The 23,916-nt window shown below is 69.1% G+C and carries 19 protein-coding genes, 3 tRNA genes and 1 pseudogene; 8 read left to right on the top strand and 15 right to left on the bottom strand.

The window, feature by feature from the left end:
• Positions 1–2 precede the first annotated feature (2 nt).
• The 4 genes and pseudogenes from EXE50_RS11265 to EXE50_RS11250 all read left to right on the top strand — a co-directional run bounded on the left by EXE50_RS11265 (position 3) and on the right by EXE50_RS11250 (position 3,617).
• Positions 3–959 carry a DUF5787 family protein gene (locus EXE50_RS11265; RefSeq protein WP_137705125.1) on the top strand — a complete coding sequence of 319 codons (957 nt, stop codon included), beginning with the start codon at positions 3–5 and terminating at the stop codon, positions 957–959.
• Between the two features lie 34 nt (positions 960–993).
• Positions 994–1,401: a cyclic nucleotide-binding/CBS domain-containing protein gene (locus tag EXE50_RS11260; protein WP_053770161.1), complete on the top strand. Its 408-nt coding sequence runs from the start codon at positions 994–996 to the stop codon at positions 1,399–1,401.
• 114 nt (positions 1,402–1,515) lie between these two features.
• Positions 1,516–2,880 (top strand): LLM class flavin-dependent oxidoreductase, encoded by a 1,365-nt coding sequence (locus EXE50_RS11255; protein WP_137705124.1) that lies wholly within the window; start codon positions 1,516–1,518, stop codon positions 2,878–2,880.
• 363 nt (positions 2,881–3,243) lie between these two features.
• A pseudogene (locus tag EXE50_RS11250) lies at positions 3,244–3,617 on the top strand (tautomerase).
• A 46-nt stretch (positions 3,618–3,663) separates the two neighbouring features.
• Here EXE50_RS11250 and EXE50_RS11245 read toward each other — a convergent pair.
• Positions 3,664–4,137 carry a deoxyuridine 5'-triphosphate nucleotidohydrolase gene (locus EXE50_RS11245; protein WP_053770163.1) on the bottom strand — a complete coding sequence of 158 codons (474 nt, stop codon included), beginning with the start codon at positions 4,135–4,137 and terminating at the stop codon, positions 3,664–3,666.
• Positions 4,138–4,412: 275 nt separating this feature from the next.
• Here EXE50_RS11245 and EXE50_RS11240 point away from each other — a divergent pair, with 275 nt between their 5' ends.
• Positions 4,413–6,398: an aconitate hydratase gene (locus EXE50_RS11240; RefSeq protein WP_121600376.1), complete on the top strand. Its 1,986-nt coding sequence runs from the start codon at positions 4,413–4,415 to the stop codon at positions 6,396–6,398.
• A gap of 246 nt (positions 6,399–6,644) precedes the next feature.
• On the opposite strand, the gene EXE50_RS11235 is transcribed toward EXE50_RS11240, so the two are convergent.
• The 9 genes from EXE50_RS11235 to EXE50_RS11195 form a co-directional block, all read right to left on the bottom strand.
• Positions 6,645–7,298 carry a 30S ribosomal protein S7 gene (locus EXE50_RS11235; protein WP_053770165.1) on the bottom strand — a complete coding sequence of 218 codons (654 nt, stop codon included), beginning with the start codon at positions 7,296–7,298 and terminating at the stop codon, positions 6,645–6,647.
• Positions 7,295–7,723, bottom strand: coding sequence for a 30S ribosomal protein S12 (locus EXE50_RS11230; RefSeq protein WP_006111505.1), 429 nt, complete (start codon positions 7,721–7,723; stop codon positions 7,295–7,297). The genes EXE50_RS11235 and EXE50_RS11230 overlap by 4 nt, the downstream gene beginning before the upstream one ends.
• 202 nt (positions 7,724–7,925) lie before the next feature.
• The gene (locus EXE50_RS11225; protein ID WP_137705123.1) at positions 7,926–8,738 is read right to left on the bottom strand and encodes a hypothetical protein; all 813 of its coding nucleotides are present in this window, start codon (positions 8,736–8,738) and stop codon (positions 7,926–7,928) included.
• Between the two features lie 44 nt (positions 8,739–8,782).
• Positions 8,783–9,202, bottom strand: coding sequence for a NusA-like transcription termination signal-binding factor (locus EXE50_RS11220; protein ID WP_053770167.1), 420 nt, complete (start codon positions 9,200–9,202; stop codon positions 8,783–8,785).
• Complete coding sequence (gene rpoA2 / locus EXE50_RS11215; protein WP_053770168.1) at positions 9,202–10,416, bottom strand: DNA-directed RNA polymerase subunit A''; 1,215 nt, start codon at positions 10,414–10,416, stop codon at positions 9,202–9,204. Before rpoA2 ends, EXE50_RS11220 begins: the two co-directional genes overlap by 1 nt.
• Positions 10,409–13,342, bottom strand: a complete 2,934-nt coding sequence (locus tag EXE50_RS11210; RefSeq protein WP_199236338.1) for a DNA-directed RNA polymerase subunit A' — start codon at positions 13,340–13,342, stop codon at positions 10,409–10,411. Before EXE50_RS11210 ends, rpoA2 begins: the two co-directional genes overlap by 8 nt.
• Positions 13,343–15,172 carry a DNA-directed RNA polymerase subunit B gene (rpoB, locus tag EXE50_RS11205; RefSeq protein ID WP_053770170.1) on the bottom strand — a complete coding sequence of 610 codons (1,830 nt, stop codon included), beginning with the start codon at positions 15,170–15,172 and terminating at the stop codon, positions 13,343–13,345.
• 2 nt (positions 15,173–15,174) lie between these two features.
• A complete protein-coding gene (locus tag EXE50_RS11200; RefSeq protein WP_137705122.1) occupies positions 15,175–16,740 on the bottom strand; it encodes a DNA-directed RNA polymerase subunit B'' in 1,566 nt (521 codons plus the stop codon).
• A complete protein-coding gene (locus tag EXE50_RS11195) occupies positions 16,737–16,967 on the bottom strand; it encodes a DNA-directed RNA polymerase subunit H (RefSeq protein WP_004599097.1) in 231 nt (76 codons plus the stop codon). The genes EXE50_RS11200 and EXE50_RS11195 overlap by 4 nt, the downstream gene beginning before the upstream one ends.
• A 276-nt stretch (positions 16,968–17,243) precedes the next feature.
• On the opposite strand from EXE50_RS11195, the gene EXE50_RS11190 reads away from it, so the two are divergent.
• Positions 17,244–17,316: transfer RNA gene (locus tag EXE50_RS11190), tRNA-Asp, on the top strand.
• A gap of 30 nt (positions 17,317–17,346) precedes the next feature.
• Positions 17,347–17,419 (top strand) — tRNA-Asp (locus tag EXE50_RS11185).
• Between the two features lie 106 nt (positions 17,420–17,525).
• Here the strand turns inward: EXE50_RS11185 and EXE50_RS11180 are convergent.
• The 3 genes from EXE50_RS11180 to EXE50_RS11170 form a co-directional block, all read right to left on the bottom strand.
• Positions 17,526–18,530, bottom strand: coding sequence for a histone deacetylase (locus EXE50_RS11180; protein ID WP_053770172.1), 1,005 nt, complete (start codon positions 18,528–18,530; stop codon positions 17,526–17,528).
• The gene (locus EXE50_RS11175; RefSeq protein WP_004599099.1) at positions 18,531–18,962 is read right to left on the bottom strand and encodes a histone family protein; all 432 of its coding nucleotides are present in this window, start codon (positions 18,960–18,962) and stop codon (positions 18,531–18,533) included.
• Between the two features lie 79 nt (positions 18,963–19,041).
• Positions 19,042–20,505 (bottom strand): single-stranded DNA binding protein, encoded by a 1,464-nt coding sequence (locus EXE50_RS11170; protein WP_199241433.1) that lies wholly within the window; start codon positions 20,503–20,505, stop codon positions 19,042–19,044.
• A 248-nt stretch (positions 20,506–20,753) separates the two neighbouring features.
• Between EXE50_RS11170 and EXE50_RS11165 the strand changes: the two genes are divergently transcribed.
• A tRNA-Arg gene (locus EXE50_RS11165) sits at positions 20,754–20,826 on the top strand.
• A 370-nt stretch (positions 20,827–21,196) separates the two neighbouring features.
• On the opposite strand, the gene EXE50_RS11160 is transcribed toward EXE50_RS11165, so the two are convergent.
• Together EXE50_RS11160 and EXE50_RS11155 are read right to left on the bottom strand one after the other, a co-directional pair.
• Entirely contained in the window at positions 21,197–21,553 is a 357-nt protein-coding gene (locus tag EXE50_RS11160) for a hypothetical protein (RefSeq protein ID WP_137705120.1), read from the bottom strand.
• 196 nt (positions 21,554–21,749) lie between these two features.
• A complete protein-coding gene (locus tag EXE50_RS11155; RefSeq protein WP_053770174.1) occupies positions 21,750–23,585 on the bottom strand; it encodes a cation:proton antiporter in 1,836 nt (611 codons plus the stop codon).
• Positions 23,586–23,916 lie beyond the last annotated feature (331 nt).

Below are 23,916 nucleotides of genomic sequence, written 5' to 3'. Positions count from 1 at the left end.
CCATGGAGTACCGGTTCGAGCTGGCGCTGTGCGCCGCGCTCGAATCCCCCGACCGGATCGTCGCCCGCCAGCTCGGCGCGGGCGTCGAGACGCCCGGGACGCGCATCGTCGACGTCTGCCTGCTGTCGCGGGGGCCCGGCTTCGACGACCGGGCCGCGATCAGCGCCGAGCGGATCCCGGACCCCGCCGTCGAGGCCGCCGTCGGCCCGGGCGAGGCCGTGCCCGTCGCCGAGGCGTTCGACCTCCCGCCGGACCGCGCCGCGGCCGTCGTCGACCGGGCCGTCGAGGTCGGCTACCTCGAACGCGAGCGGCGGGACGGGCGGGACGCCGTGCGCGCGACGGCGCGCTACCCGGACGACTGGGTCGGCGGCCTCGTCGCCGTCGAGAACAAGCCCGACCTCGGGACGCCGGGCGAGCTGGAGGCGCAGCTGCGCTACGACGCCGCGCTCGGCCTGTTCGACGAGGTCGTGCTCGCGACCGCCTCCTACGTCACCCGCGCGCACCTCAACCGGATCCCGGAGGCGGTCGGCGTCTGGCGGTTCGACCCGGAGACGGGCGAGCGCGAGGTGGTCCGCGAGCCGACGCCGCTCGACCCGGACGCCCCCGGCGTCGAGATCCGCGCCGAGCGCCCCTCCCGCACGGACGTCGCCCTGGTCGGTCCCGAGGCGAAGGCGCGCAAGCGGCGCCGGGTCGCCGAGCGCGCGTACGGGAAGGGGTGGCGCCCCGAGCCGCCGGCGTGCGCGCACGGCGAGGCGACCGCCGACGGGCGGCCCCGCTGCGCGCACTTCGACCGCGTGGTCGACCCCGGCCGCGAGTGCGGGAGCGGGTGTCCCGCCTTCGAGCCGGCCGACCCGACCACGGCGGACCGCGACCGCCTCCGCGACGAGCGGACGGCGTGGGTCGCGGAGCCCGAGGGGGCCGGGCCGCGCCGGCAGTCCGGGCTCTCACGGTATCTGTGAGAACGCTTATACGGTGAGGGCGGCTGTTTCGGGTATGGACGAGATCGAAGACGTGTTCGTCGCGCGGCTGATGTCGACGGACCTCCACACGGTGACGCCGGACACGCTGGTCGAGGACGCGGCCGCCGTGCTGCTCGACAACGACATCAGCTCGGTGCTGGTCGTCGACGACGACGGGGAGCTCGTCGGAATCTTGACCTCCACGGACTTCGTCGACATCGTCGCGAAGAGCCGGCCGAAGGCAGAGACGACCGTCGAGCGGTACATGACGCGCGATCCGATCACGGCGGGCGCGCAGGACGGCGTGGCGGCCGTCGCCGAGACGATGCTCGAACACGGGTTCCACCACGTCCCGGTCGTCGACGGGGGGACGCCCATCGGCATCATCACCACCTCCGACTTCGCCGCGTACGTCTCCTCGCCGGAGTCGGTCTCGGCGTAACGCGCCCCGCGTCGACCTCGGCCGCGGTCGTCGAGTCCCGGGAGTCCGTCCGTGACCGCGACAAGTCCCGCCACTTCCTGTGCCCGTATTACCCCGGAGCGCGTACCGAGGGCCGTGTCCGATCACCTACACCTCAACCTCTTTACCATGGCCTCGGTGGAGCACGTCTCGCCCGGGTCGTGGCGGTACCCCGGCGACCGGTCGGCGGACTACGCCGACCGCGAGTACTGGACCGAGGTCGCGCGCACCGCCGAGCGCGGGGGGTTCGACGCGGTGTTCTTCGCGGACGTGCGCGGCATCTACGACGTGTACGGCGACGACCGCGAGACCGCCGTCGGGAAGGCCGTCCAGACGCCCGCGAACGACCCGCAGCTCGTCGTCCCCGCGATGGCGGAGGTCACGGACGACCTCGGCTTCGCGGTGACGCGCTCGACGACGTACACTCACCCCTACCAGCTCGCGCGCGAGTTCTCGACGCTCGACCACCTCACCGACGGGCGGGTCGCGATCAACGTGGTCACCTCCTACCTGGAGTCGGCCGCCGAGAACCTCGGGCTCGACGAGCGGATCGACAAGGAGACGCGCTACGACCGCGCCGACGAGTTCCTCGACGTCTGCTACAAGCTGTGGGAGGACTCCTGGGAGGAGGACGCCGTCGAGGGCGACCGCGAGGCGGGCCGGTACACCGACCCGGAGAAGGTCCACGCGGTCGACCACGAGGGCGACCACTTCTCGGTGCCGGGCCCGCACGGCTGCGAGCCGTCGCCGCAGCGCACCCCGGTCGTCTACCAGGCCGGCTCCTCCGACTACGGCCGCTCGTTCGCCGCGCGCAACGCCGAGGCCGTCTTCGCCAGCCAGCCGACGGAGGAGGGCGTCGTCGAGTACATGGAGGACGTGAAGGCGCGCGCGGCCGACGCCGGCCGCGACCCCGAGAGCCTCCGCTTCTTCATCGGCGTGGTGCCGGTCGTCGGCGAGACGCAGGCGCTCGCGGAGGCGAAGTACGAGGAGTACAAGCGGCACGTCGACGTCGAGGCGACGCTCGCGCTGCTCTCCGGCTTCCTCGACATGGACCTCTCCGAGCTCGACCCCGACCAGAAGGTCGAACACATCGAGACGGACGCGATCCAGGGGACGATGAACGCCTTCACGAAGGCCCAGCCCGACCGGGAGTGGACGGTGCGCGAGGTCGCGGAGTTCTGCGGGCTCGGCACCACCTCGCCGAAGATCGTCGGGACCCCCGAGCGCGTCGCCGCCGAGCTCCAGCGCTGGCACGAGGAGGTCGGCGTCCACGGGTTCAACGTCAAGGAGGTCGTCCGCCCGGACTCGCTCGTCGACTTCGTCGACCTCGTCGTCCCGGAGCTGCGCGAGCGCGGCCTCGTCCCCCCGGCCGACGCCGAGCCCCCGGGGGAGACGCTCCGCGAGCGGCTCCTCGGCGAGGGGCAGACGCGGCTCCGCGCGGACCACCCCGCACGGCAGTAGTCGGGTCGGATCGACAGACAGATCGGCGGTCGTCGGGTCGCAGTCGGGCGGATTCCCGGTTCCTGTTGACCGCGTGTTGTGAACGCGTCGCCGCTGACTAATACGACAACGCTGCCGCCCCCGGCACGCTTAAGTGTCTACCACCGCTTGTTTTAGGTGACGCTTCGCTTGGAGGGCCGAAGCGTCAGCGGGGACCTACAGAACGACACGCTCGTGCCATCTTTTCCCGGCACGGGCGTGCCGTTCGTTCCTTTACGTACCGAGCGACGCGCTCGCGCAGCCGCCGCGCGGGCCGAGGCGTCCGCACGCGAAGTCGCACTCCTGGGCCGATAGCGCGAAGTCGCACCCGGCCGAACCGCAGGTATGCCCCTGTTACACTTCTCGACCACGCTGTCGCTGTCGCCCGCGGAGCGGGAGTCGTTCGTCGCGTTCGTCACCGACCGGTACACCGAGGAGATGGAGACGACGGCCGGACACGTCGCCGTGACGATCGCCGAGCGCGAGCCGTCGGCGATGGCGATCGGGCGGGCGGTCGACGGCCCGCTCCTGTTCTTAGACGCCGAGATCCGCGAGGGCCGCCCTTCGAGTACAAGCGCGCGTTCGCGCTGGCCGTGATGGAGCGGGCGGTCGAGGCGTTCGGCGTCCCCGGGCCGAACTGGAAGGTCGCGTTCACCGAACACGCGGGCGAGGACATGATGGGCATCGACCGCGTCGGCGGGGACTGGGACGAGGCGTAGTCGCCCTCTGGGGGTTCCCGGACGGGGGCGGCCCCGGACCGCCCGCTCAGAGGTTCTCTTCCTGGTAGGCGCCCTCGTACGTCCCGTCGTGGTCGGCCGCGGCGAGGACGAGCTGCGCGATCCGCGCGCCCGGCTCGATCTCGATCGGGTGACCCACGTCGAGCCGGCCCTCGCCGACGCCCTCGTAGCCCGCGTCCCACACCGCGGTGTCGAGGGTACAGGCGTTCCGCAGCAGCGTCGAGCGCGGGAGGACGAAGCCGATCCGGCCCTCGGGGATCCGCACCGGCTCGCCGTAGCGCACGACGTAGCTCCCGCGTTCGAGCCGGTAGCAGTCGCCACGGGGCTCCAGCTCCCGCCGCTCGCCCACGCGCTTGCCGTCGCGTCCGAGGCGGCCCGGTTCGGTCTGTGCGAACACCGCGTCGACGGTGAGGTCGACGCCGTTCGGCTGTCGCTGCGCGTCGTCGAGGTCGGCGCCGGCCGCCTCCAGCGCCGCCGCGACCGCGGCTCCCGAGTCGAACATGCGCGTCCGGAACCGCGGGCGAGCCAAAACGGTGTCGCCCGCGAGTCGCGGCGCCGGCGGGGGAACCGGCCGGTATCTCCGGGACCGTCTATTCGGCCGATTTCGGCCGTTTCAGGCGTTTAATGTCCTAAAACACTCGGGACGGCTACGTATTTCACGGTGCGTGGTACCACGCGGAGATCGGGGCGAAGGTTGCCGTATCGCGGGATCTAACACGGTCGATCTTCTGGAAACTCGCGGGTTTTATATCCACGGGAGGGCCATCATCGCGTACTATGGGACAAACGATTACCGAGAAGATCCTCGATGACCATCTCGTCGAGGGCGAGCTGACGCCCGGCGAGGAGATCGGCATCGAGATCGACCAGGTGCTGACCCAGGACACGACGGGGACGATGGTGTGGCTCCAGTTCGAGGCCCTCGAGATGGACGAGGTCCAGACGGAGCTCGCCGCGCAGTACTGCGACCACCAGACGTACCAGTTCGACTTCAAGAACACCGACGACCACCGCTTCCTCCGCTCCGCGGCCGGCACGTACGGCGCCTACTTCTCGCGGCCCGGCAACGGCATCTGCCACCAGGTCCACAAGGAGAACTTCGCCGCGCCCGGCAAGACGCTGCTCGGCTCCGACTCGCACACGCCGACCCCCGGCGGGCTCGGCCAGCTCGCGATCGGCGCGGGCGGGCTCGACATCGCCGTCGCCATGGGCGGCGGCCCCTACTACGTCGAGATGCCCGAGGTCGTCAACGTCCACCTCGAGGGCGAGCTGCCCGAGTGGGCGACCGCCAAGGACATCGCGCTCCACCTGCTCGGCGAACTCACCGTCAAGGGCGGCGTCGGCAAGATCTTCGAGTACACCGGCCCCGGCGCCGAGAAGCTCACGATCCCCGAGCGTACCACGATCACGAACCTCGGCACCGAGCTCGGCGCCACCTCCTCGATCTTCGCGACCGACGAGAAGACGAAGGACTGGCTCGCGCGCCAGGACCGCGAGGACGAGTACGTCGACCTCCAGCCCGACGACGACGCGGAGTACGCGGAGACGATCGAGGTCGACTTAAACGAGCTCGAGCCGCTCGTGGCCGCGCCCTCGATGCCCGACAACGTCGCCCCCGTCAGCGAGTACGAGGGCACCGACGTCGAGCAGGTCATCGTCGGCTCCTGTACCAACGGCGCCTACGAGGACATCCTCCCCAGCGCGAAGATGCTGGAGGGCCGCGAGGTCGCCAAGCAGACCGAGATGATCGTCGCGCCCGGCTCGAAGCAGGCCTCCGAGATGCTGGCCCGCGAGGGCTGGACCGCGGAGATGATGGCGGCCGGCGTCAACTTCTCCGAGGCGACCTGCGGCGCGTGTATCGGTATCGGCCACGTGCCCGCCTCCGACTCCGTCTCGCTGCGCACCTTCAACCGCAACTTCGAGGGTCGCTCCGGCATCGAGGACGACTCCGTCTTCCTCTGCTCGCCCGAGGTCGCCACCGCGGCGGCCATCACCGGCGAGATCGTCGACCCGCGTGACCTCGCGGACGAGCTCGGCGACCTCGAGGCCCCCGGCCTGGAGATGGGGACGAAGTACGGCCCCGGCATGGGGAAGGACGACTCGGACATCATCTCGCCCGACGAGGCGATCGACGACGGACTCGTCAAGGGCCCGAACATCGGCGACGTGCCGCTGAAAGACGGGATCGACGTGGACGGCGGCGAGGCCCTCCTCAAGATGGAGGACAACATCACCACCGACCACATCATCCCGGCGACGGCGGACATCCTGAAGTTCCGCTCGAACATCGAGAAGCTCTCCGAGTTCACGCTCTCGCGCGTCGACGACACGTTCGCCGAGCGCGCGCTCGACGCCGACGGCGGCGTCCTCGTGGCCGGCGAGAACTACGGCCAGGGCTCCTCGCGCGAACACGCCGCGCTCTGTCCGATGTACCTCGGCATCGAGGCCGTCTTCGCCCAGAGCTTCGCCCGCATCCACAAGGCGAACCTCTTCAACTTCGGGATCGTCCCGCTGGCGATCGACGAGGAGACGTACGAGAAGATCGACCAGGGCGACGACCTCGAAATCGTCGACGACGTGCCCGCGGGCGTCCGCTCCGGGCAGGAGGAGTTCACCGTGAGCGTCAACGGCGAGTGGGAGTTCACCGCCGACCTCGACGCCTCCGAGCGCGAGCGCGACATCCTCGCGGCCGGCGGCAAGCTCTCGTGGGTCAAACAGCAGCACGCCGACGGCGGCTCCGGCGCGGCGCCGGCCGACGACTGAGCCGACGGCCGAGCGGACCGCTCGACGCCGACGGCCGAGCGGACCGCTCGACGCCGACGGTCTCGTTTTTTCACGCGCCGACAGCGACGGTGCGACGCCCGGCTATTCCGACCGGTACGCGACGAATTTACTGACCGACGAGAAGTGGGGACGCGACGACGGAATCGACGACCGGCGACCCGATCGGGACGGACCCGCGGGTGGCCGACGGGAGAGAGACGAGAGAGAAAGCGCCGGCGGCCGAGTTCAGCGGGCCGCGGCGGCGACGCGCTCGCGCTCCTCCTTCTGCGAGATGGAGTAGGAGCCCTCGACGTCGTAGTCGGCGGCGGCGACGAGTTCGTTCGCGAGCGCCTCGGCGGCGGGCGTCGACGACTTGTACGTCGCGCTGGCGACGGCGTCGGAGATGAACAGCAGCGCCTGGTCGACGCGGCGCTGGGGCGCGACGTCGACGGCCTTCGGGACGGAGATGCCGCCGTACTTCAGGCGGACGGTCTCCTCGCGGGGCGCGGCGTTCTCGACGGCCGTCACGAGGATCTGGACCGGGTTCTCCTCGGTCCGCTCGTGGACGATGTCGAAGGCGTCGCGGACGATCCGCGTCGCCTGCTGCTTCTTGCCCGTGTTCTCCTCGGTCTGCATCAGGCGGTTGATCAGCCGCTCGACCAGCGAGATCTCGGACTTCTTGAACTGCTTGGACGCGTGGCGACCCATCGTATGGGCGATGGGCGTCACCGTCATGTACCGCTTCGTCGAGGGGTCCTCGTAGGCGATCTCGGTGACGTCCCAGACGCCGAACAGCTGGGCGTTCTCGTTGGCGGCCTCGCTGGAGGCGGGCGCGTCCGGGTCCGGCTCGTCGGCGGCGACGTCCTCCTCGGACGGCGCCTCGGTCTCCTCGCCGCTCATCTGACCGGCTTCTCCGCGTTCCCGCGAACCAGTTCGATCATCGACACGCCGTTGACCTTCTCGACCTTGTAGTTGACGCCGGAGAGGTCGCCCATCGCGCGACCCTTCGCACCGCCGATCCCGGCGATGGTGACCTCGTCGTGCTCGTCGATGAAGGAGATCGCGCCGTCACCGGGACAGAACGCGGTGACCTGCTTCCCGTTCTTGATGAGCTGAACCCGAACGCACTTTCGGATCGCCGAGTTCGGCTGCTTTGCCTCGATGCCGACCTTTTCGAGGACGATGCCGCGCGCCTGCGGGGCACCCTCCAGGGGGTCGGACTTCGTCTTGAGCCCGCGCTCTCGCCGAGCGTACTCGGAGTCGGACCAGCGGCGCTTCTGCCGGTCCTTTTTGAGCTTACGGGCCGCGTACTTGCCGTTCGCCATCGTACGCCTATTTCCGAACGGAGCTACTTAAGCGTCGTCTTTCTCCGTCGCGAAACGGCCTCAGATCCTCCGAGCGGTACCTCTCGACGGATCTGAGGGTGTTTCACGGGGCGTCGGTTGTCGGAAACGACGGACGTTCGCTCCCGCTGAGCCGGTAAGCGGACGAGAGCGCCCGTCGTTTCGTCCGGAACGGGACGGGGCGTCAGCCGCTCGTCTCGTCGCGCGCCGTCGCGACCCACGCCGGCTCCGTCACCGTCGCGCCGAGGTCGCGGTAGTCGATGTCGACGTCGACCGTCGCCCCCTGCCCGTCGTGTTCGCCCGCCCACGACTGTTCGAGCCGCGGCACGACGCCGGACTCGTACACGTGGACGGTCGCCGACGCCGTCTCGACGGTCTCGGGAACGTTCCGGTCGCCGTCGAAGGAGTCGGACGCGAACCGCGCGGTCGGCTCCCCGCGCACCTCGCCCGCGCCGTCACTCGTCGGGGCCCAGAGGTTCAGCCCCTCGTACGCCGTCTCGCCGCTCGCGGTCTCGTTCCCGACGCGAATCCCAGTCAGGACCTCCGCGCGCATCGCCGATTCGAGCTCGCTCGCCGAGCGGTCCGTCGACTGCCGACCGTACCGCGTCCCGTCGGCCGTCTCGCGACGGATCAGCGCCACCCCGTCGGCGACGTACAGCTCCGAGACGTCCGGCTCGTCGGTCTCGGTCACCTCTTGTCGCACGTACTGGCGGCCGTTTTCGAGGTCGTAGGCGGCCTCGTACTCCTGTGACGGGAGCCACGGGGTCGGCTCCGCGTCTCCGTCGTGGCTCGTCGCCGCCGTCGAGAACAGCGTGGCGCCCCCGGCGTCGACGAGCGCGGCGGCGTGCCGCTCCGCGAGGGTCGCGACGTCGAGGCCGTCCTCGCTCCGCCAGTCGGCGTCGGGGAACGGCCGCTCCGCCGAGTCGCCGCCGAGACAGCCGGCGGCGCCGACCGCGGCGCCGGCGCCGACTCCGGCGAGGAAGCGTCTCCGGTCCATGCGACGAGGAACGGGCGCGTCGGCAAAAGGGCGTGGGTTCGCCGTCAGGTCAGCTGCACGTCGTCGACGTCGTAGTGCCGCTCCGCGAGCCGGCGGGCGGTCTCGATGTTCGCGCCGTCCGCGCCGATGGCGACGCCGCGGTCGGCCTCCGGGACCTCGACGTACGCCACGCGGTCGTTCTGCTCGGAGATGGTGACGGCGTTGACGGCCGCCGGCGCGAGCGTGCTGGCGACGAACGCCTCGGCGGTGTCCGCGTCCTCGACCAGTTCGATCGACTTGTCGAGCCGCCGTTCGGCCTCCGCGACGGTCTCGCCGCCCTGGCCGATCGCGGCCGCCATCTCGCCGGCCGGGACCACGAACACGAGCCGGTCGCCCTCCACGAGGCAGTCGGTCGGCGTGACCCCGGTCAGATCGTCGAACCGGCCGATGTACCGCCGCGCCTCGTCGGAGAGCTCGACGCGCATTAGTCGTCGCTCACGACGCGCGACCCCATCCGGAGGTCGACGTCGCCGGTCCCCATCGAGATGGGCTTGCCGGCGATGACGTTCTCGATGACGCCGTCGAGGTCGTCGTACTCGCCGTGGATCGCGGCGTCGAGCAGGTGGTTGACCGTCACCTCGAACGCCGCGCGCGCGAGCACCGAGTCCTTGTTGCCGGAGATGCCGTGCCGGCCGATCGACTCGATCTCGCCGTTGTTCGTCATGATGTCGGCGACGAGCATGAGGTGCCGGACGTTCACGTCGTCGAGCCCCTGCTCTTCGAGCGTGTTCTTCGTCTCGTCGATGATCGTCTCGCGGGCCGCCTCGACCCCGAGGTTCCGGTAGATCTCGTGGATGTTGTTACACGTCGTCCGCGAGGCGTCGACGCCCTCGATGTCGAGGGTGTCGCCGAACGCCGACCCCTCGGTGTAGAGGACGAACTCCTCGTCGCCGTCGATCTCCTCTTTGCGGATGACGACGCGCTCGATCTCCTCGATGCCCTTGAACACGATCTCCCGGAGCCGCTCGACGAGCTGGAGCAGCTCGCGGTAGCTCGGCTCGTTGGGGCCGAACTCGATGACCGTGCCGGCCTGTCGGGTCTCGACGCCGAGCGAGTCCTCGATCGTCTCGGCGATGATCTCCGCGACCTCCGTCGGGTCAGAGTGGGTGGGCCACCGCTCCAAGAGGGTGTCGTCGTTCAGGTCGATCCGGACCAGCATGTCCGCGACGTTCGTCGACACGTCGCCGAGCGCGAGGATGCGCGTCGCCTCGATCGACCAGACGACCTCGTGGGCCTTCTCGCGGTCGGTCGCGTACTCGCCGTCGAGGTGGACCGTCATCATCGGCGTGTCCGGCGTCTTCCGGGCGTCCACCAGCTCGATGAGCCGGGGGAGCCCCTGCGTGACGTCGATCTCCGCGACGCCCGCGTAGTGGAACGTGTTCATCGTCATCTGCGTCCCGGGCTCGCCGATCGACTGCGCCGAGACCGTCCCGACGGGGTCGAGGGGGTCGACCCGCGTCTGCTCGTAGCGGTTCACGACGCCGTCGACGATGTCGGTCGCCTGCTCGATGGTGACCTCGCCAGCCTCCTCGGCCTTCCGGTCGATGGCCTCGTACACCTTCGTCTTGAGCCGACGTGGGAGCTCGGTCGCCTCCACGACCGCCTCCATGTCGTCGGTGACGTGGTCGTACTCAGTCATCGGACTCCACCCCCGGCCCACCGGCCTTGTTCAGCCCCGGCCCGGCGTGCTCCGAGAGGTTCGTCGGCGGCTCGCGCTCGCCGAGGAACCGCTCCTTCTCCTCGTCCGAGGCGAACTCCGCGTCGACCACGCGGTCGACGATCCCCTCGACGTCGATGCCGTCCTCCTCGCCGGAGGAGACCTTCACCGGCGAGGTGCCGTCCTCGCCGAACTCGAACTGGACGATCCGGCCCGAGGTGTCCCGGACCGTGCCGTCGTACTGCGCCTCCAGCTCGGAGAGCGCGTTGATGAGCCGGCGCTGGAGGTAGCCGGACTTGGAGGTCCGGACCGCCGTGTCGACGAGCCCCTCGCGGCCGCCCATCGCGTGGAAGAAGAACTCCTGGGGCGTGAGCCCGCCGCGGTAGGAGTTCTCCACGAAGCCGTGGGCCTCCGAGGAGAGGTCGTTCGGCCGGTAATGCGAGAGCGTCCGGTCCTCGTAGCCGCGGTTGATCCGCTCGCCGCGGACCGCCTGCTGGCCGACCGAGCCGGCCATCTGCGTCAGGTTCAGCATCGAACCGCGGGCGCCGGAGCGGGCCATCACGACCGCCGGGTTGTCGTCGCCGAAGTGCTGGTCGGCGATCTCGCCGGCCGAGTCGCGGGCCTTCCCGAGCGTCTGCATGATCTTCATCTCCAGGGTCTCGTCGACGCCGCGGCCCGGGAGCGACTCCAGCTCGCCGGCCTCGTACGTCTCGATGAGCTCCTGGACGCGGTCGTAGGCGCTCTCGATGGCGTCGTCGACCTGCTCTTCGGCCTCCGGCGGGATCGACTCGTCGTCGATCCCGATCGAGAACCCGAAGTTCATGATCGCGCGCATCGCCAGCGACGCGATCTCGTTGATGAACACGCGGGCGCGGGTCTCGCCGTACTCCTTCGTGAGCGTGTCGACGACCTCGCCGCCGAACGCGCCGACCGCGTCCTCGTCGATGGTGCCCTCGATCAGCTGGCCGCCCTCGATGACGACCTCGTCGCCGGCCGAGGAGGCGAAGGAGAGGTCCAGGTCGTCCGGGAGCAGTTCCGAGAACAGCGTGCGACCGGTCCAGAACTCGCGGCCGTCGTCGTCGACGCCGTCGGCCTCGGGCAGCTCGTCCACGCGCGTGGCGCGGAGCAGGTCCAACGCCTGGGTCTCCGTGAACTCGGGGTTCGAGTGGGTGAGCAGGTAGGTGCCGGAGATGTGGTCCTGGATGGCGCCGATGATGTTCCCGCCGAAGCGGGGCGAGAGGATCTGCTCCTGGACGCGCATGAGGACGCGGGCCTCGGCGCGGGCCTCCTCGTTCTGGAGCGCGTGCATGTTCATCTCGTCGCCGTCGAAGTCGGCGTTGTACGGCGGACAGACGACGGTGTTGAGCCGGAACGTCTTGTACGGCATCACCACGACCTCGTGGGCCATGATGGACATCCGGTGCAGCGAGGGCTGCCGGTTGAAGATCACGATGTCGCCGTCCACGAGGTGGCGGTTCACCTCCCAGTCGGCCTCGACCTTCTCGGCGAGCTCCTCGCAGTTCTTCTCGGTCACCTTCAGGCGGCGACCGTCGGGGCGGCGCACGTAGTTCGCGCCGGGGTGGGCCTCGGGCCCGTTCCGGACGTACTGCCGCGCCTCCTCGACGTTGCGCTCAGTGACGTTGAGCGTCTGGGTCATCTCCTTGGCCACGCGGTCGGGCACGCCGACCTCGTTCAGCGAGAGCGTCGGGTCGGGCGAGATGACCGTCCGGGCGGAGAAGTTGACGCGCTTGCCGGACAGCGAGCCGCGGAAGCGGCCCTCCTTGCCCTTCAGCCGCTGGCTGAGGGTCTTCAGCGGGCGCCCGGAGCGGTGTCGCGCCGGGGGCGTCCCGCTGATCTCGTTGTCGACGAACGTGGTGACGTGGTACTGGAGGAGCTCCCAGAGGTCCTCGATGATCAGCTGCGGGGCGCCGGCCTCGCGGTTCTCCATGAACCGCTGGTTGATCCGGATGATGTCGACCAGCTTGTGGGTGAGGTCGTCCTCGGAGCGCTGGCCGTTGTCCAGCGTGATGGAGGGACGGGTGGTCACCGGCGGCACCGGCAGCACCGTCAGGATCATCCACTCCGGCCGGGAGTGTTCGGCGTCGATGCCGAGCACTTCGAGGTCCTCGTCCGGGATGTCCTCGAACCAGTCGCGGATGTCCGAGGGCATCAGCTTGTTCATGTCCTCCTCGGTGAGGTCGACGTCGAGCGCCTTCTCGATGGCGCGGCGGTCCTCCTTGCGCGGGCGGAACTCGCCGGCCATGATCTCGTTGATCCGGTCGAGGGCGATGTCGGTCGCGTCGGCGAGCTCCTGCGGGGAGGTGCCCGGGTCGTCCTCCTCCTCGTCGGGCTGCATCGCGGCCGCGATGCGCTCGGAGTAGTCGCCCGAGAGCACGTCCTGGACCTCGTAGTAGGTGGTCGGCTTCTCGTGTTTGATGTCCGCCTGCGGCTCGCCGCAGAACGGGCAGGTCGACGCCTTCCGGGCCTGCCGGACGGCGGCCTTCAGCACGTCGTGCTCGTCGTCGCCAAGCTCCTTCGCCCGCTCGTAGCGGTCGCGGAACTCGTCGCGCTGCGCGTCGTCTAAGGCGAGCCGCCCGCACTCGCGGCACGTCGAGCGGAGCAGCCGCCGGATGAGCTTCGTGAAGCCCACGTGGATGACCGGGGCGGCCAGCTCGATGTGGCCGAAGTGGCCGTTACAGGACCCGGAGTGGGAACCGCAGGTTCGGCACTCCAGGCCGGGGTCGATGACGCCCAGTCGCGGGTCCATCAGCCCCATGTCGATCGGATAGCCGTCGTCGTCGTACGTGTCGGCCGTGATCACCTTCGTCGCGGACATGTCCCGGTACGTCTCCGGGTCCATGAGGCCGAAGTCGATCCCGCCGAGCACTTTCGGTGTTTGCGTTGACATCTAAATCGCGTCCTCCAGTTCGAGTTTCGGTCGGATGCCGAGGGCGATCATCTCGTCGAGCAGGAGCTTGAACGCGTAGCTGACCTCCAGCTCGTGGATGTCGTCCTCGTCGCCCGTGACCGGGTCGTACACGCGGCGCTGCTCGCGGTCCTCGACGGCGACGAGCCCGGTCTCCGCGGAGACGTGGACCGTCTCGGCGTCGGAGGACTCCAGGAGTCGCTCGTTGAGCACCATCGACGCGCCGTGGCCGATGATCGTGTCGCGCTCCATCTCCCCGACGCGCAGGCCGCCCTCGCGGGCGCGCCCCTCGGTCGGCTGGCGCGTGAGCACCTGCACCGGCCCGCGCGAGCGGGCGTGGAGCTTGTTCGACACCATGTGGTACAGCTTGTGGTAGAAGATCGTCCCGACGAAGATCTCGGCGTCGATCTTCTCGCCCGTGACGCCGGAGTACATGACCTCCTTGCCGGAGGACTTGAAGCCGTACTCCTCGAGCTGGTCGCGGAGCTCCTCCTCGTCTTCGCCCTGGAACGGCGTGCCGTCGACCCGCGAGCCGCGCAGCGAGCCGACCTTGCCGCCGAGCATCTCCAGCACGTGGCCGACCGTCATCCGCGACGGCAGCGCGTGCGGGTTCATCACGAGGTCGGGGACGACTCCCTCCTCGGTGAACGGCATGTCCTCCTGGGGCGCGAGGTGGCCCACGACGCCCTTCTGTCCGTGTCGGGACGCGAACTTGTCCCCGAGCTCGGGGACCCGCTGGTCGCGCACCTTCACCTTCGAGAGCTTGGAGCCGTCCTCGCCCTCCATCAGCGTCACGGTATCGACGACGCCCGACTCGCCCGAGCGCATCGTCACCGAGGTCTCGCGGCGCTTCTGCGGGGAGAGCCCGCCCATGTCGTCCGGCTCTTCGAGGAAGCGCGGCGGGCTGGTCTTGCCGAGCAGGACGGAGGACTCGTCGACCTTCGTCTCCGGGTTGACGAGGCCGTCCTCGTCGAGGTGCGTGTAGGCGTCCTCGCCGCGGGCGCCGCGCACGTCCTGGTCCGGGATCTCGAAGCGGTCCTCCTGGCCGCCGGGGTAGCGGCGCTCCTCGCCCTCGTAGGTCCGGAAGAAGTGCGAGCGGGTGAGCGCGCGGTCGACGGAGCCCTGGTTCATCACCAGCGCGTCCTCGATGTTGAACCCCTCGTAGGACATCACGGCGACGACGAAGTTCTGCGCCGCCGGCCGCTCGTCGAAGCTGATCTGGTCGGAGGTCTGCGTCTTCACCATCGCCAGCTGCGGGTAGTGGAGGAGGTGCTGGCGCGTGTCCGGCCGGATCCGGTAGTTCGCCGAGGGGAGCCCGAGCGACTGCTTCATCATCCCCGCGCCCATGGTAATCCGCGGGCTAGCGTTGTGTTCTGGGTACGGGATCATCCCCGCGCCGATGCCGAAGACGAGCTGCGGGTCGATCTCGAGGTGCGTGTGGTCCTCGGTCACGTCCTCCTCGTCGACGGCGACGAGGATGTCCTCCTCCTCCTCGGCGTCGATGAACTCGACGTAGCCGCGCTCGACGAGGTCCTCGAACTCGACGTCGCCGCGTTCGAGGGCCTCGATCTCCTCGTCGCCGAGGAGGGGCTCGCCGTTCTCGACGACGATGAGCGGGCGCCGCGCCCGCCCCGCGTCGGCGTTGACGATGACCTCGCGGGTCCGGTCTTTGACCGAGACGTTCACCATCTCCGAGACGTCGCCCCGGCGGCGCGCCTCGCGGATCTGTTCCGCGAGCTCGTGGGGGTTCTCGTGGGTGCCCACGAGGCTCCCGTTGACGTACACCTTCGCTTCGCGTTCTGCTTGTGCCATGATCAGTCGTCCGCCGTCTGTCGGTCGACGCCCTCGATGCCGGGGATCCCCTCGACACCCATCGACGCCAGTTCTCGTTTCAGCCCCTGTTCGTCCTCGACCGTCTGCGAGAGCTCCATCGCCTGCGCGAAGTTCTTCACGAGCCCGCAGTTCGGCCCCTCCGGGGTCTCGGAGGGACAGATGCGACCCCACTGGGTCGCGTGGAGGTCCCGCGCCTCGAAGTGCGGCTGCGACCGCGACAGCGGCGACCGCAGGCGCCGCAGGTGCGAGAGCACGCCCATGTAGTCCGTCCGGTCGACGAGCTGGGAGACGCCCGAGCGGCCGCCGACCCAGTTGCCCGTCGCGATCGGGTGTTCGAGCCGCTCGGTCAGCACGTCCGAGCGGACGACCGTGTTGACCGTGAGCTGCCGGTTCCGCATGTTCGCGCGTTCGAGCTGGTACTTCACGTCGCGCGCCAGCTTGTTCAGGGCGGTGCGGAACAGGTCACGCATGAGGTCGCCGGAGACCTTCAGGCGCTTGTTCGCGTAGTGGTCCTTGTCGTCGGCCTCCCGGCGGTCTAAGGCGAGCTCGAAGCACGCCTCGGCCATCCGGCAGAGGTAGTACGCCTTGTTGATCCGCACGTCCTCCTCGTCGACGCCCTCCTCGTGGAGGTGCGGGAGCAGGTAGCGGTCGATGACGTAGTTCGCCCGCTTGAGCTGGTAGTTCTTCCCCTGACCGGAGGCGACGCGCTCGCCGAGGGTCTCGATGGCCTCCTCGGTCGTCTGGACCGAGGCCTCCTCTAAGTTCTCCAGCATGAACTTCACGATCTCGGGGTCGTCCGAGACGCGGTGGACGATCTCCTCGTCGGATTCGAGCCCGAGGGCGCGGACCAGCGTCACGAAGTCGATAGAGCCGGAGACGGAGGGGAACGACACTTCGAGCAGCCCCTCGCGGTTGCGCTCACAGAGGACCAGCGCGCGGTACCCGCGGCGCTGGGAGAACGTCTTCGCGACCTGGATCTCGTCGCCGTACTTCGAGTCGTACTCCGCGAGGATCTTGTTCGGCGCCAGGTCCTCCGAGGTCATCAGCACGCGCTCGGAGCCGTTGACGATGAAGTAGCCGCCGGGGTCGACGGGGTCCTCGCCGATGTCGATGAGCTCCTCGTCGGAGAAGCCCGCCATGTTACACTTGTCCGAGCCGACCATGATCGGCATCCGGCCGACCTTGGTCTCGGTCGTGTTGACGACCTGTTCGGGCTCGTCCTCGCCGCCGCGCACGATGGACATCTCCATGAACACGGGCGCCGAGTAGGTGATGTTCCGGAGGCGCGCCTCCTGCGGGTAGAGCAGCTCCTCGGAGCCGTCGGCCTCGCGGACCCGCGGGGTGACCATCCGCACGTCGCCGAGCTCGACGTACACCGGTTCCTGGCCCTCCTTGTCGCCGATGTCCGTCTCGATCGTCTCCTTCTCGTCGACCACCTCCTGCATGCCGCGGTCCAGGAAGTTGTTGAACGAGCGGAAGTGGTGTTCGGCGAGCCGTTCGTCCGAGAAGTACTCGCGTGAAACCACGCGTCGGTCTTGCCTGTTCATGAGACGACCAGTCGGTACACGACCGCCTCGTCGGTCGTACGGGAGTCGCGGACGATCTTCACCACGTCACCGACTTCGGCCTCGTCGGGGAGCGCGGGGTCTGTGCGCTTGATCTTCGGTAAATTCGTTTTCTTCACGTCGTACTCCGCCAGGACCTCCTCGACCTCCTCGGGGTCGTCGAGGAGAACGTGGTCCGGGACGAGTTCGTGTTGGCTTACGTCTACCATGGGTGCTGGTGGTGGGGAGAAGCTATCACGAGATACTACAGATTCATATATACGCCAGCGGCATAAGAGTTACCAAGCGCGCCGCGCGCGGCTCACGGTCGCGGGGCGAGCGACACTCCCATACACGCGCGGTCGGCACAAAAGCATACCGGCCGCGACCCCGACCGGCCCCGCAACGTCGCGGCCCGCGGGCCGCAGTTCCCTGTCACCCACCCGCACTCCCGTCAGGGATGACAAGCCTTATTTGCCAGACAGGGATACGAACTGATGCGACAAGCCCGGATGGTGTAGTGGCCCATCATACGACCCTGTCACGGTCGTGACGCGGGTTCAAATCCCGCTCCGGGCGTCCCCACGTTTCGGGGCGCTGTCGCTGTCTGCCCGGATGGTGTAGTGGCCCATCATACGACCCTGTCACGGTCGTGACGCGGGTTCAAATCCCGCTCCGGGCGTTCTTCTCGACGCCGACTACGAACGAGGAGCGGTAGCGACGAGCGAATCCGGCGTCGACGTACCCAGAAGGGATTTGAACAAGAAAGCGAAGCGACTCCCCGCGCCTTACAGGCCCAGTTCCGCCCGGAGGTCGTCGACGAGCGACTCCGTCTTGGCGTCGGGATCCTCGTCGGTGTCCACGGGCGGCCGCCCGTCGTACGTCTCGTGGACCATCGAGACGCCCTCGGCCAGCGTGTCCAGCCCGTAGCCGCCCTCCAGCACGTACGCGTCCGCGGCGCCGACGTTCTCGGCGAGCGTCCGGATCCGGTCGGTTAACAGCGCGTACCCCTCCGAGGAGACGCGCATCCGCGAGATGGGGTCGTGGCGGTGCGCGTCGAAGCCCGCGGAGACGATCAGCAGGTCGGGGTCGAACCGGTCGACGGCGGGCGCGATCCCCTCGTCGACGGCGTAGAGGTAGTCGGCGTCGCCGGCGCCGGCCGCCAGCGGGAGGTTCGCGGTCGCCCCCTCGCCGTCCCCCTCGCCGGTCTCGTCGAGATCGCCGGTGTCCGGGTAGAGGCCGTCCTCGTGGAGCGACGCGTAGAAGACGTCGCCGCGGTCGTAGAAGATGTCCTGCGTCCCGTTGCCGTGGTGGACGTCCCAGTCGAAGATCGCGACGCGGTCCGCGAGGTCCTCGTCGAGCGCCGTCTGGGCCGCGACGGCGGCGTTGTTGAAGAAGCAGAAGCCCATCGCGTCGTCGGTGACTGCGTGGTGGCCCGGGGGGCGGCCGAGCGCGAACGGCGTCTGTCGACCGGTCGAGCCGTCGAGCGCCGCGCGGGCCGCCCACTGGGCGAGGCCGGCGGAGGCGAGCGCGGCGTCCCACGTCCCGTCGCTTGCGACGGTGTCGGGGTCCCAGCTCCCGCCGCCGTCCGCCACGAACGACTCGAGCTCGTCGACGTACGCGGCGTCGTGGACCGCCGTGACCGCCGCCTTCTCGGCGGGGTCGGCCTCGACGTACTCGACGCCGTGGCGCTTGGCGAGCCCGCGGCGGATCGCGCGGAGCCTGTCCGGGTTCTCCGGGTGTCGTTCGCCGGTGTCGTGGTCGAGGCACCGCTCGCTGTAGCCGAACCGCATCTACTCGAACAGCGCGAAGTACGTCTCGATGTCCTCGGCCTGTACCGTCCGTCGGTCCGCGTGGCGGGCCAGCGTCGCGGCCGCGCTCGCGACGTTGTCCGCGTAGTCCTCCAGGATGTCCGCCAGCGCGACCCGCGCGTCGACGCCCACGCGGTACCGGTCGTCGATCCGGAGCCGAGCGATCCGGTCGATGGGCGCGACCGGCAGCGTGAGGTCCTCGCGGCTGACGACCTGCTCGACCCCGAAGTCGGCCGCCATCAGCGTTTTCCGACCGTCCGCGGTCGCCCGCTCGGCCGCGTCGACGGCCAGCTCCGCGCCGTGCGACTGGATCCGTCGCGCGAGCTCCTCGGCGGCGTCCGCGCTGACGCGGAGTTCCCCCGCGTTCCGCCGGATGATCCCGTCGACCGGCGCGAACGGCAACTCGACACTCATACACACAGTCGCGTCCGTGTATCGTATAACGCTTTCCGTTACCCGCGTGGCCGCCGGTTCCGGAGGGGAGCCGGCCGCGTCAGAAGACGTCGTCGGCGTCGATGGTGCCGTCTCGCTCCGGCCCGCGAACGGTAATCTCCTCGCCGAGGCGGAGGCTCGCGTCGGTCTCGACCGTCTTCGTCCGCTGGCCGTCGTCGAGGACGACCGGGTCGCCCGTCTGGACGACCGTCCCAGTGAACTCCACCGCCTCGCCCGACTGCTCCGCCGTCGCGGCCGCGGCGCCGCCCGCGCCGCTCGCCTCGTCCTCGCCGCCCTCGCCGGCGACGGCCTCCGCGGCCGCCTTCCGTCCGTCCTCGGCGAAGGCGCCGAGCCCGGTCTCGTCGGCGTCGCGGTCGTCGCCCGAGCGTCCGCCGCCGGCGGCGTCCGCCGCGTCGCCCTCTCCCTCCAGGACCGAGACGGTCGAGCGCCAGTTCGCGGACGCCTCCAGGTCGTCCTGCCAGCCGTCCTGGATCTCCACGTCGGTGAAGACGACGCGGTCGGCCAGTTCGATCTCGCGGTCGGCCTTGTCGCCCCACAGCGCGACGCGGATCTCGCCCGTCTCGTCTTTGATCCGGACGTTGCGGACCTGCCCCTCGCTGCCGTCGTCGCGGTCGAACGTCCGTTTCGGGTCCGTCTCGATGACGCCGCCGGCGACGTCGACGGTCTCGCCGATCTCGAGGTCGGCGATGTCGGTCGTCTCCGGGACGTACTCGACGTCCTCGTCGACGCGCTCGACGGTGCCGCGGTCGCCGACGTGGAGCTCTAAGTCGCCGTCGCGCTCGCGGACGTAGCCGTCGCCGACCTCGACGACCTCGCCGGGGTCGAACTCCTCGGCGAGGTCGGCCTTCCCGTCCCACAGCGTGACGCGGACGCGCCCCGTCTCGTCGCCGACGGTGAGGTTCGCCACGCGCCCCTCGCTGCCGTCGTCGCGGTCGAACGTCCGGATCGAGTCGGTGTCGAGCACCTGACCGACGAGGTCGACGTCGGACGCGCCGAGCGTGAGGTCCTCGACGCGGTAGGTGTCGAGCACCTGGACGTCGACCTCGGCGTCCTCGTCCGGTTCGACCTTGTCCGCGCTCACTTCGAGGCCGCTGTACCCCTCCTTGGGGCGGCCCATGACGCGGAGGACCTGCCCGACTTCGAGCTCCTCCTCGGCGGCCGCGGCCATGTCGTCCCACAGCGCGACCCGGACGGAGCCGGAGGCGTCCGCGACGTCGACGTTACACACCCGGCCCTCCTCGGCCTCGTCGTCGTCGCGCTCGAAGGTCCGGACCTCGCCGATGGCGGTCACCTTCCCGAGGAACTTCACCTCGTTCATTCCCGGCTCGATGTCGGCGATGGTGTCGGCCTCCTCGTCGCGCAGCTCGTGCGCGATGAGCATCGCGGCGGTCTCCTCGTCGGCGAGCCCGCCCATCTGCTCGACCTTGTCCTCGACCGCGGCCTCGAACTCCTCGAACTCGACCTCGGTGTCGAGGTCCTCGTACACCTCTTCTATGGCTCCCATACTCGTCCCTCCGTGGTCGGCGAGGTCGCGCATAAGCGTTGCCGTTGCCCGGGGTTCGCGCCGGCTCCCGGCCGGTCGGCGGGGCGACCGGCGCGGGGCGCGGTCGCGGCTCGAAGGCGTCGCATAGCGGTTCATGGTGCCCGTCGATACAAAAGGTGTTCATCCCGCCCGGAGAGTCCGTGCGGACCGGGAGCACGCGGCCGCCGGACCGTAACCGTCTTAAGTTCTACCGCGATATGTAGAGATGAGTCCTGGTAGGGTAGTGGACTATCCTCTTGGCTTGCGGAGCCAGGGACCGGAGTTCAAATCTCCGTCAGGACGTTTTCGGACACACAATACGGCGAGCGTAGCGAGCCGTGCGTGTGTCCGAAAACTCCACGGAGATTTGAGCAGGAACGTCGCAGCGGCCGAGCGAAGCGAGGCTGACCGTCGTTCCGAGTTCAAATCTCCGTCAGGACGCTCACTTTGCGGCTGTCTCACTTCGTTCGACAGCCGCTGCGTTCGGTCCTGACGGGCCCTGCGCTCGCTTCGCTCGCGCAGGACTCCGTCAGGACGCCTCGTTGGTGCGGCTCGGCTCTGTTGAAATCCTCAGGCGGTGACAGGTTCCGGGCTACTGTGGTCAGTACAGGTGAACCGCGGATCGCTCAAGACGGAACAGTAGTAGACTGGTCAGTACAAGAGATCAGGACTGTCAATCAGTGTCTTCTGATCCTTCAGCAGTTGTTTGTCGAGTAGGAAATATCGCTGTGTCGGGTGCGTTGAACGGACTGTTTGGTCCGGTAAGCCACGCAGAGAGGTAGACAACACAGGCGGCGATGACAGCCACCGGCAGCTGGCGCATAAAAATGCCATAGGCAACCGTGACAGCGATCGCAGCACGAGTGAGCGTATGACGTTCGGAATCGCCGTAGTACACCAGTGCCGCGACACCAAATGCTGAAAGCGTCAACCACGCTCCAATTATGACTTGACCAGTCAGTACCGAATACGCCAATCCAATGATACCGATCAGTACCAACACCGCCGCAATACGTTTTGAGGAGGGCATATGAAACTCGTTATGTCCGAATGTCTTAAATTACAGTCATTAGTCACGAAGCGGATCTCACCGACCGGCTGTTTCGGACGAGAATATGTCTGAATGGTGGTATTTCAACAACGCCTACGGCTGCTAAATGGCTCAAAATCAGGTCATCAGCCGCAGTTCCCCCACCGCGAGCGGTTCGAACGCCGTAATGTACGTCTTAGTCGTGCGGGTGGAAGCGCTCCATCGCGCGGCGGACCCCGTCGGTGTCGCCGATGAACGTCAGGTGGTCACCCACCTCGACGACGCTGTCCGCCGAGGGGACGCGGTTGTCGCCGTCGCGGCTGACCACGGCGACGAAGGTGCCGTCGGGGATCTGCGCGTTGAGGTCGCGGATGCTCTGCCCCGCGAGCGTCTCGGAGGTCACCTCGATCTCCTGAACGTCGTGGCTGTCGCCGAGCTCGTTCATCCAGTGGGTGAGCGCGGGCCGCTCGATCTCGTCGTCGATGGCGACCGCGGTCGCGGTCGTGGCGTCGATGCCGGTGACGCCGATGCTGTCGAAGGCGTCGACGTTGTCCGGGTCGTTCACGCGCGAGTAGACGGACTCGACGTCGAACTTAGTGATCGCGAGCTGACAGGCGAGGAGGTTGATGTCGTCGTCGGCCGTCGTCGTGATGAACCGCTTGGCGTCCTCGATGTGCGCCTCGCGCAGCGTCTCCGTGTCGCTGCCGTCGCCCTCGTAGACGGTGAACCCGGCCGAGCGCGCGCGCTCGACGACGTCGGGGTCCGTCTCGACGACCACGACGTACTCGCCCCTGTTCTCCAGTCGCGTGGCGAGCGCCTGGCCGACCCGACCCCCGCCGATGATTATCGTGCGCATTGGTGACACTCCGAGGAACTCTCCGATCTGCCGCGCGAGCCCCGCCTCCACGAGGACCGTCGCGAAGATGACCGCGAACACCGTGCCGACGAGCAGCTCGCCGGCGGCGACGCTGCCCGCGAGCTCCAGCTCGATGGCGAACAGCGTCGCCACGCTCGCCGGGATGATCCCCCGCGGGCCGACGCTCGCGAGGAACAGCCGCTCGGGCCGGGTGAACCGCTCGACGCCGGCCGTCGCGATGAACGCCCCCAGCGGCCGGAGGACGAGCATGACGACGACCACGATCGCGACCACGCCGAGCCCGAGGCCGGCGATCGCCTCCACGTCGATAAGCGCCGCGAGCGAGATGAACACGAACGATAAGACGATCGTGGTGGTGTTCTGCGCGAACCGCTCGATCTCCTCGCGGTTGTCGATCCCGAGGTTCCCGAGGAGGATCCCGCTCGTCGCCGCCGCCGCGATGCCCGCCTCCGCGGCGACCGCCTCCGCGGCCGCGAACGACCCGATCGCGGCCGCGAGCACGAGGAACTGCGACGCCTGCACGTCGCGTTCGGGGACGAGGTCGCTCTCCAGCAGCGCGTAGATGACGACCGTGGCGAGCAGCCCCGCCGCGACCCCGACGCCGAACCGCTGGAGGAACGAGACCACCGTCGCGGGGACGCCGAGGTCGTCGAGCAGCAGCGTCTCGAAGATGACGACCGCGACGATCGCGGCCGTCACGTCGTTGACGATCCCCTCGGTCTCCAGCGCGGTCGCGACGTGGTCGCGCACTCGGACGACGTCGAGGATCGGCGTGATGACGGTGGGGCCGGTGGCCACGAGCAGCGCGCCGATCAGGAGCGCGATCTCCCAGGTGCCGTCGGTGAAGGCGCGGACCGCGGCCGCGGTCCCGACGAACATCACGAGGGCGCTGACGGTCACCAGCCGGAGCGACGCCGTCGACGCGCGCCGGATCCGGTCGATCCGGAGCGCGAACGCCCCCTCGAAGACGATGATCGCGACGCTGAGCCCGACGATGATCTCCAGGCCGTCACCGAACGTCTCCAGCGTCACCAGCCCCAGCAGCTCGGGCCCCAACAGCACCCCGATCGCGAGGTAGAAGATGACGCTGGGGACCCGCAGTCGGTGCGCGAGGAGCTGGACCCCGAGCCCCGAGACGAGGACGACCGCGATCACCGGGAGCAGGCTACTGGACACGGCTACCGGCGATACGCTCCCGGCCTTCCTTAGTGTACTGGTGATCGGGGGGCGTGGCCGGTCGGCCGCGACCGCCGGGCGCGGCATTGGGTCACACACACGAGCAACTATTAACTCGATTCCGTTTCTGGGTGAGAATACGCCCGGTCGGTCCCCACCGCCGGGTCGAACCCATGACCGTCCGCGACGCCATCCCGACGTTCGCCCCCCGCCGGAGCGTCCGGAAGGTCTGCGGGCCGGTCGCCGCTCTCCTCGGCGCCGTCGCCGCGTGACCCCGACGCGGGGGCGGCCGGCCCGCAGACCTTCCGGA

Source organism: Halorubrum sp. ARQ200, assembly GCF_005435115.1.
Lineage (GTDB): Archaea > Halobacteriota > Halobacteria > Halobacteriales > Haloferacaceae > Halorubrum > Halorubrum tropicale.
The sequence above is the reverse complement of the archived record's forward strand: the minus strand, read 5'-3'. Positions and strand labels throughout refer to the sequence as shown.

Bases quoted from the DNA above. Each gene is read 5' to 3' on its own strand.
- EXE50_RS11265 (WP_137705125.1), top strand. From the start codon at position 3: ATGGAGTACCGGTTCGAGCTGGCGCTGTGCGCCGCGCTCGAATCCCCC.
- EXE50_RS11260 (WP_053770161.1), top strand. From the start codon at position 994: ATGGACGAGATCGAAGACGTGTTCGTCGCGCGGCTGATGTCGACGGAC.
- EXE50_RS11245 (WP_053770163.1), bottom strand. From the start codon at position 4,137: ATGTTCGACTCGGGAGCCGCGGTCGCGGCGGCGCTGGAGGCGGCCGGC.
- EXE50_RS11240 (WP_121600376.1), top strand. From the start codon at position 4,413: ATGGGACAAACGATTACCGAGAAGATCCTCGATGACCATCTCGTCGAG.
- EXE50_RS11235 (WP_053770165.1), bottom strand. From the start codon at position 7,298: ATGAGCGGCGAGGAGACCGAGGCGCCGTCCGAGGAGGACGTCGCCGCC.
- EXE50_RS11230 (WP_006111505.1), bottom strand. From the start codon at position 7,723: ATGGCGAACGGCAAGTACGCGGCCCGTAAGCTCAAAAAGGACCGGCAG.
- EXE50_RS11225 (WP_137705123.1), bottom strand. From the start codon at position 8,738: ATGGACCGGAGACGCTTCCTCGCCGGAGTCGGCGCCGGCGCCGCGGTC.
- EXE50_RS11220 (WP_053770167.1), bottom strand. From the start codon at position 9,202: ATGCGCGTCGAGCTCTCCGACGAGGCGCGGCGGTACATCGGCCGGTTC.
- rpoA2 (WP_053770168.1), bottom strand. From the start codon at position 10,416: ATGACTGAGTACGACCACGTCACCGACGACATGGAGGCGGTCGTGGAG.
- EXE50_RS11210 (WP_199236338.1), bottom strand. From the start codon at position 13,342: ATGTCAACGCAAACACCGAAAGTGCTCGGCGGGATCGACTTCGGCCTC.
- rpoB (WP_053770170.1), bottom strand. From the start codon at position 15,172: ATGGCACAAGCAGAACGCGAAGCGAAGGTGTACGTCAACGGGAGCCTC.
- EXE50_RS11200 (WP_137705122.1), bottom strand. From the start codon at position 16,740: ATGAACAGGCAAGACCGACGCGTGGTTTCACGCGAGTACTTCTCGGAC.
- EXE50_RS11195 (WP_004599097.1), bottom strand. From the start codon at position 16,967: ATGGTAGACGTAAGCCAACACGAACTCGTCCCGGACCACGTTCTCCTC.
- EXE50_RS11180 (WP_053770172.1), bottom strand. From the start codon at position 18,530: ATGCGGTTCGGCTACAGCGAGCGGTGCCTCGACCACGACACCGGCGAA.
- EXE50_RS11175 (WP_004599099.1), bottom strand. From the start codon at position 18,962: ATGAGTGTCGAGTTGCCGTTCGCGCCGGTCGACGGGATCATCCGGCGG.
- EXE50_RS11170 (WP_199241433.1), bottom strand. From the start codon at position 20,505: ATGGGAGCCATAGAAGAGGTGTACGAGGACCTCGACACCGAGGTCGAG.
- EXE50_RS11160 (WP_137705120.1), bottom strand. From the start codon at position 21,553: ATGCCCTCCTCAAAACGTATTGCGGCGGTGTTGGTACTGATCGGTATC.